The organism is Rhodoblastus sp., assembly GCF_041915505.1.
GTDB lineage: Bacteria > Pseudomonadota > Alphaproteobacteria > Rhizobiales > Beijerinckiaceae > Rhodoblastus.
The window spans coordinates 1-5,848 of the sequence record NZ_JAYSBG010000225.1 but is presented as its reverse complement, the minus strand read 5'-3'; the positions used below and the strand labels follow the sequence as shown (position 1 = coordinate 5,848).

The 5,848-nt window shown below is 64.9% G+C and carries 6 protein-coding genes and 1 tRNA gene; 5 read left to right on the top strand and 2 right to left on the bottom strand.

Annotation, left to right across the window (positions count from 1 at the left end; translation table 11 throughout):
* The coding region (locus tag ACE3S9_RS13545) for a DUF3108 domain-containing protein (protein ID WP_374546996.1) at positions 1-476 on the bottom strand (476 nt) is incomplete at its 3' end.
* A 291-nt stretch (positions 477-767) separates the two neighbouring features.
* Between ACE3S9_RS13545 and ACE3S9_RS13540 the strand changes: the two genes are divergently transcribed.
* Positions 768-844 (top strand) — tRNA-Pro (locus ACE3S9_RS13540).
* A 61-nt stretch (positions 845-905) separates the two neighbouring features.
* Here ACE3S9_RS13540 and lepA read toward each other — a convergent pair.
* Positions 906-2,711 carry a translation elongation factor 4 gene (gene lepA, locus ACE3S9_RS13535; protein WP_374546995.1) on the bottom strand — a complete coding sequence of 602 codons (1,806 nt, stop codon included), beginning with the start codon at positions 2,709-2,711 and terminating at the stop codon, positions 906-908.
* A gap of 148 nt (positions 2,712-2,859) precedes the next feature.
* Between lepA and ACE3S9_RS13530 the strand changes: the two genes are divergently transcribed.
* The 4 genes from ACE3S9_RS13530 to ACE3S9_RS13515 form a co-directional block, all read left to right on the top strand.
* Positions 2,860-4,299: a glycosyltransferase 87 family protein gene (locus ACE3S9_RS13530; RefSeq protein ID WP_374546994.1), complete on the top strand. Its 1,440-nt coding sequence runs from the start codon at positions 2,860-2,862 to the stop codon at positions 4,297-4,299.
* Positions 4,300-4,325: 26 nt separating this feature from the next.
* The gene (gene rph, locus ACE3S9_RS13525; protein WP_374546993.1) at positions 4,326-5,036 is read left to right on the top strand and encodes a ribonuclease PH; all 711 of its coding nucleotides are present in this window, start codon (positions 4,326-4,328) and stop codon (positions 5,034-5,036) included.
* Complete coding sequence (rdgB, locus tag ACE3S9_RS13520; protein ID WP_374546992.1) at positions 5,033-5,662, top strand: RdgB/HAM1 family non-canonical purine NTP pyrophosphatase; 630 nt, start codon at positions 5,033-5,035, stop codon at positions 5,660-5,662. Before rph ends, rdgB begins: the two co-directional genes overlap by 4 nt.
* 28 nt (positions 5,663-5,690) lie before the next feature.
* A partial coding sequence (locus tag ACE3S9_RS13515) for an Lrp/AsnC family transcriptional regulator (protein WP_374546997.1) occupies positions 5,691-5,848 on the top strand: 158 nt, incomplete at its 3' end.

The following is a 5,848-nucleotide window of genomic DNA, read 5'->3' as shown; positions in this document are numbered from 1 at the left end:
TCCGGCACCGGCATGATGAAGGCCGACAGCGGGTCGATGATGTCGCGCTTGTGCGCTTCGGTGAGCGGCACGCGCTCGGGATTGGCGCTGTCGTCCCAATAGGGCGAGACCTCGACCTGGCGCACGGCATGGTCGCTCATCGCCATGCGCAGGGTGCGCGTCTCCTTGGAATTGGAGGCGATGGTGGCGTAGCCGGTCGGGGACAGCACGCCGCCCTGGACGGAGCCGGAGGATTCCAGCGCCATGCGCAGATTGGAAATGATCGCCGCCAGCCCGGTCAGCTTGACGTGGAGGTCGACCTTGTAATGGTTTTCGGCCACCGAGCCGTCGGCGACGGCCGCGCCGATCGGCAGGCCGATCAGCGAGACGCGGTAATTGGCGTGCATGGTCTCGGCGCTCGCCGCGGCGCAGGAAGAGGCGGCGACCGCGAGAGGGGCGAGGACGCGGGCGAATCGGCGGAATGGGAAACCTGTCATTCAGGCGGCCTTTGGGCGGGCGCGGGGCGGGCGCCGAGCCGGGTGATTCGATTCAATTGCACCGGACTATAATGGCGGCGCTGTGGCGCCTCAAATTGTTTGGCGCGCTCCGGGCCTTGCCGGCGGCTGGGTGTTTTCGATGAACCTTGGCTTTTTCGACGAACCCCGGCGTTTTCGACGAATTTGCATAAAGCCGCGCCGCCCCCCTTGAAGCGATCCGCCGACGCCGCTATAAGGCGGCCTCCAAGGCGACATCGTCTTGGTCGCGGCGGAGCCTTTCGCCGCTTGTGTCGGAGTGTAGCGCAGCCTGGTAGCGCACCTCGTTCGGGACGAGGGGGTCGGAGGTTCGAATCCTCTCACTCCGACCATTTTATTTACGAAAATGGCGTTGTTCTTCGGTCTGTCCGCAACAGGGCAGGCCGCCGCGTCTCAGCTATCCATTTTGAGCGCGGCGATGAAGGCCTCCTGCGGGATTTCGACCTTGCCGAACTGCCGCATGCGTTTCTTGCCTTCCTTCTGCTTTTCCAGCAGCTTGCGCTTGCGGGTCACGTCGCCGCCATAGCATTTGGCCGTGACGTCCTTGCGCAAGGCGCGGATGGTCTCGCGCGCGATGATCTTGGCGCCGATGGCGGCCTGAATCGGAATCTGGAACATGTGCTGCGGGATCAGCTCGCGCAGCTTTTCGCACATGGCGCGGCCGCGCGATTCGGCGCGGGTGCGGTGGACCAACATCGAGAGCGCGTCGACCGGCTCGGCATTGACCAGGATCGACATTTTGACCAGATCGCCGGCGCGGTAATCGATGATCGTATAGTCGAACGAAGCGTAGCCCTTGGAGATCGACTTCAGCCGGTCGTAGAAATCGAACACCACTTCGTTGAGCGGCAGTTCATAGACCACCATGGCGCGCTTGCCGACATAGTTCAGATCGACCTGCACCCCGCGCCGGTCCTGGCAGAGCTTGAGCACCGCGCCGAGATAATCGTCCGGCGTCAGGATGGTGGCCTTGATCCACGGCTCCTCGATTTCCGCAATCTTGACCACATCCGGCATGTCGGCCGGATTATGCAGCTCGATGGTCTCGCCGGAATTCATCACGATCTTGTAGATGACCGAGGGCGCGGTCGCGATCAGGTCGAGGTTGAACTCGCGCTCCAGCCGCTCCTGAATGATTTCGAGATGCAGCAGGCCGAGAAAGCCACAGCGGAAGCCGAAGCCGAGCGCGGCGGAGCTTTCCATCTCGAAGGAGAAGCTGGCGTCGTTGAGCCGCAATTTGCCCATGGCCGCGCGCAAATCCTCGAAATCGGCGGCGTCGACCGGGAACAACCCGCAGAACACGACGGGCTGGGCCGGCTGGAAGCCCGGCAACGCCTCGGCGCAGGGCTTTCTTTCGTCGGTGATGGTGTCGCCGACGCGGGTGTCGGCGACCTGCTTGATCTGGGCGGTGATGAAGCCGACCTCGCCGGGGCCGAGCTTGTCGACATCCTGCATTTTGGGGCGAAACACGCCGATGCGGTCGACATCGTAATGAGCGTCGGCGCCCAGCATCTGGATCTTCTGGCCCTTGCGAAGCTCGCCGTCGAAAATGCGCACCAGCACCACGACGCCGAGATAGGGGTCGTACCAGCTATCGACCAACAAGGCCTTGAGCGGCGCCTTTTCGTCGCCCTTGGGCGGCGGCAGCTTTTCGACAATCGCTTCCAGCACCAGGTCGATATTCAGGCCGGTCTTGGCGGAAATCGGCACCGCCTCGGAGGCGTCGAGGCCGATCACTTCCTCGATCTGGGCCTTGATGCGGTCGGGCTCGGCGGCGGGCAGGTCGATCTTGTTGAGCACCGGCACGATTTCATGGCCGGCGTCGAGCGCGTGATAGACATTGGCCAAAGTCTGGGCTTCGACGCCCTGCGAGGCGTCGACCACCAGCAGCGAGCCCTCGCAGGCGGCCAGCGAACGCGACACCTCATAGGCGAAATCGACGTGCCCGGGCGTGTCCATCAGGTTGAGAATATAGGTCTTGCCGTCCTTGGCCTTATATTCGAGGCGGACGGTCTGGGCCTTGATGGTAATGCCGCGCTCGCGCTCGATATCCATCGAATCCAGCACCTGCTCGACCATTTCGCGCTCGGCCAGCGCGCCCGTCTGTTGGATCAGGCGGTCGGCGAGGGTGGACTTGCCATGGTCGATATGGGCGACGATGGAGAAATTGCGGATATTGTCGATCGAATGCGCGCTCATGGGCCGCAGATAGCAGGGTCGTTAACCGAAAGGAAGAGTTCGCGCCGCGCCCGCCGCAAAAATCCCCCTATCTCGCCGGCGCGCGCGTTGACGCAAGTTTAACCCGCGCGGGCCACGCTGCGGCGATGCATTTTCCTGGAGATTTTCCTTGAAGCCTCGGTCTCGCGGCGCGCTCTGGGCGATCTGGTTCGTCCTGGTTTTCGGCCTGCTCAATATTTACGGCCCCGGGCTGCGCAGCTATCAGCCGGCGGGGCAGGCGGCGATGACCGATCAGGAGATCGTCGAGACCATGACGCCGGCGCAGATCCTCGGCGTCATCCTGCGCAACGACACCGATACCGGGCGCTATCTGAGCTATGCCAATGCGATACTGGGCCGTCCCTATGCCGCTTATTACGTGCGGCCGATGGAGCAATGGACCCACGCCGAGGAGGCCGACGCCGCCGGTCTCCCCAGCGCTATCGTGACGCCGGATCGCCCGTTGCTGCCCTGGCGCGACTTTTCCGTTGAATATCCGCCCGGCATGCTGATCGCCGCGCTGCTGCCGGCCCTGCTGACCGCCGACAAGGACGTCTATCATCTGCTGTTCAGCCTGGAGATGGGCCTGCTGCTCACGCTCACGGTCTGGCTGACGGTGCGGACGGCGGAGCGGCTCGCGCCGGAACGCGGCCGCGACGCCCTGATTTTCAGCATTCTCTTCATCGCGGGCGTCGGCATCGTCAGCCTGCGCCGCTACGACGCCGTGCTGGCGCTGGCGCTTGCCGCCGCGATTCATGCGCTCGCCGCGCGAAAGCCGGTCGCATCGGGCCTCGCGCTTGCGGTAGGAATCGTCGTCAAGGGCGTTCCGGTCCTGCTCGCGCCGATCGGTCTCGCCTGGTTCGCGGCGCAGAAGGCCTGGGCGGCGCTGGCGCGCGCGGCGGTCGGCTCGGCGGTCCTGCTGGCTGCCGCCTTGGGCCTCTATCTCCTGCTGGCGGGCTCGCATGCCGGGGATGTTCTGGCCTATCACGGCGGCCGGCCGCTGGAGATCGAAAGCACTTATGGCGCGGTCCTGATGCTGGCGCGCCTGTTCGACCCCGATATTGCGACCGGCGTGTACAGCTTCGGTTCGCAAAATATCGTCTCGCCCTGGGAGCCAGCCCTGCGACAAATCTCCGGCGTGGCGCCGATCCTCGGTTTGATCGGCGTCTACGCCTGGTGCTGGACGGGCTTGCGCCGCGCGGGCGACGACGAGGCGCGGCTGCGGATCCTGTTCGCGGCGACCGCCGCCGTTCTGGTTGTCTTCGTCGTGCTCGGCAAGGTGTTCAGCCCGCAATATATGGTCTGGCTGCTGCCGGTGGGGACGCTCGCGGCCATCAGCGGGTCGCGACAGAATCGCCTGTTGCTGCTGGCCGCCTGCCTGCTGACCCAGCTCGAATTTCCCTTCGCCTTCACCGTTTTTTCGGGCGATCTCGACCCGCGTCTTGGCCTGTTGGTGCTGGCGCGCAACGGGATTCTGGGTTGGTGGGCCGTGCTGACTCTCATCGAGGCCACGCGGCCGGCGGAGCAGGTCGCGTCGATCGCCTCTTGCGCGCCGGCGCCAAGCCGATAAAACGGCGCATCTTTCAAGGAGACATCATGCGCCCATCCAATCGCGCGCCGGACGCGATGCGTCCCGTTTCGCTTCAACGCAATGTCGCGCGCTATGCCGAAGGCTCCTGCCTGGTGAAATTCGGCGAGACCCACGTGCTCTGCACCGCCTCGCTGGAGGACAAGCCGCCGATGTGGCTGCGCGGCCAGGGCAAGGGCTGGATCACGGCGGAATATGCCATGTTGCCGCGCGCGACCCATACCCGCACAAGGCGTGAAACCTCCAAACCCTCCGGCCGCACGCAGGAAATCCAGCGCCTGATCGGTCGTTCGCTGCGCGCCGTGACCAATCTTCAGGCGCTCGGCGAGCGCCAGATCACGGTGGATTGCGACGTGTTGCAGGCCGATGGCGGCACGCGCACGGCCTCGATCACCGGCGCCTGGGTGGCGCTGCACGATTGCCTGGCCTGGATGCGCGGCCGCTCGATGATCAAGGACATGCCGCTCAAGGATCACGTCGCGGCGGTGTCCTGCGGCATTTATCAGGGCGTCCCGGTGCTCGATCTCGATTATGCCGAGGATTCCACCGCCCATACCGACGGCAATTTCGTCATGACCGGATCGGGCGGCCTGGTCGAGGTTCAGGCTACCGCCGAGGGAGCCGTCTTTTCGGAACAGGAGCTGACGGCCCTGCTCGGCCTCGCGCGCGGCGGCGTGGACCTGCTGGTGGGTCTGCAGAAACAGGCGATCGAGGCATGATTCGCAGGCTGCAGGGCAAGATCGTCATCGCCACCCATAATGCGGGCAAATTGCGCGAAATGCGGGAATTGCTCGCGCCTTACGGGATCGAGGCGGTTTCGGCGGGCGAGCTTGACCTGCCCGAGCCGGAGGAGACCGGCGACGATTTCGTCTCCAACGCCTTGATCAAGGCGCGGGCGGCGGCGCAAGGAGCGGGCCTGCCGGCTCTGGCCGACGATTCCGGCCTCTGCGTCGAGGCGCTCGACGGCGCGCCGGGCATTTATTCGGCGCGCTGGGCCGGCGAAAGCAAGGATTTCGCCGCCGCCATGGCGCGAATCGCGCAGGAGGTCGCGCAATCCGGCTCGCCCTCGCGCCGCGCCCATTTCGTCTCGGCGCTGGCTCTGGCCTGGCCGGACGGCGCGCAGGAGGTCTTCGAAGGCAAGGTGTTCGGCGACCTGACCTTTCCGCCGCGTGGAACGAGCGGGTTCGGCTATGACCCGTGTTTCACGCCCGATGGCCATACCCGCACGTTCGGCGAGATGAGCGCCGAGGAAAAGCACGGCATTCCGGCCGACGGCTCCGAGGCTCTGTCGCATCGCGCCCGGGCTTTTCAGATGCTGGCGGCGCGGCTGCTGACGGCGGCGTGACGGACGAGCACTGTATCTGGAGGCGAAAATGCGTTGCTTCTTTGTCGAAATCAAATGCGCGCTCGGCCAGACCTATCATGTCGCGCAGGCGCTCGACGCCGCCGAAATCGCGTCCGAAATCTTTTCCGTCGCCGGCCCCTACGATATTCTGGCGAAATTCTATGTCGACGACGATGTCGACATCGG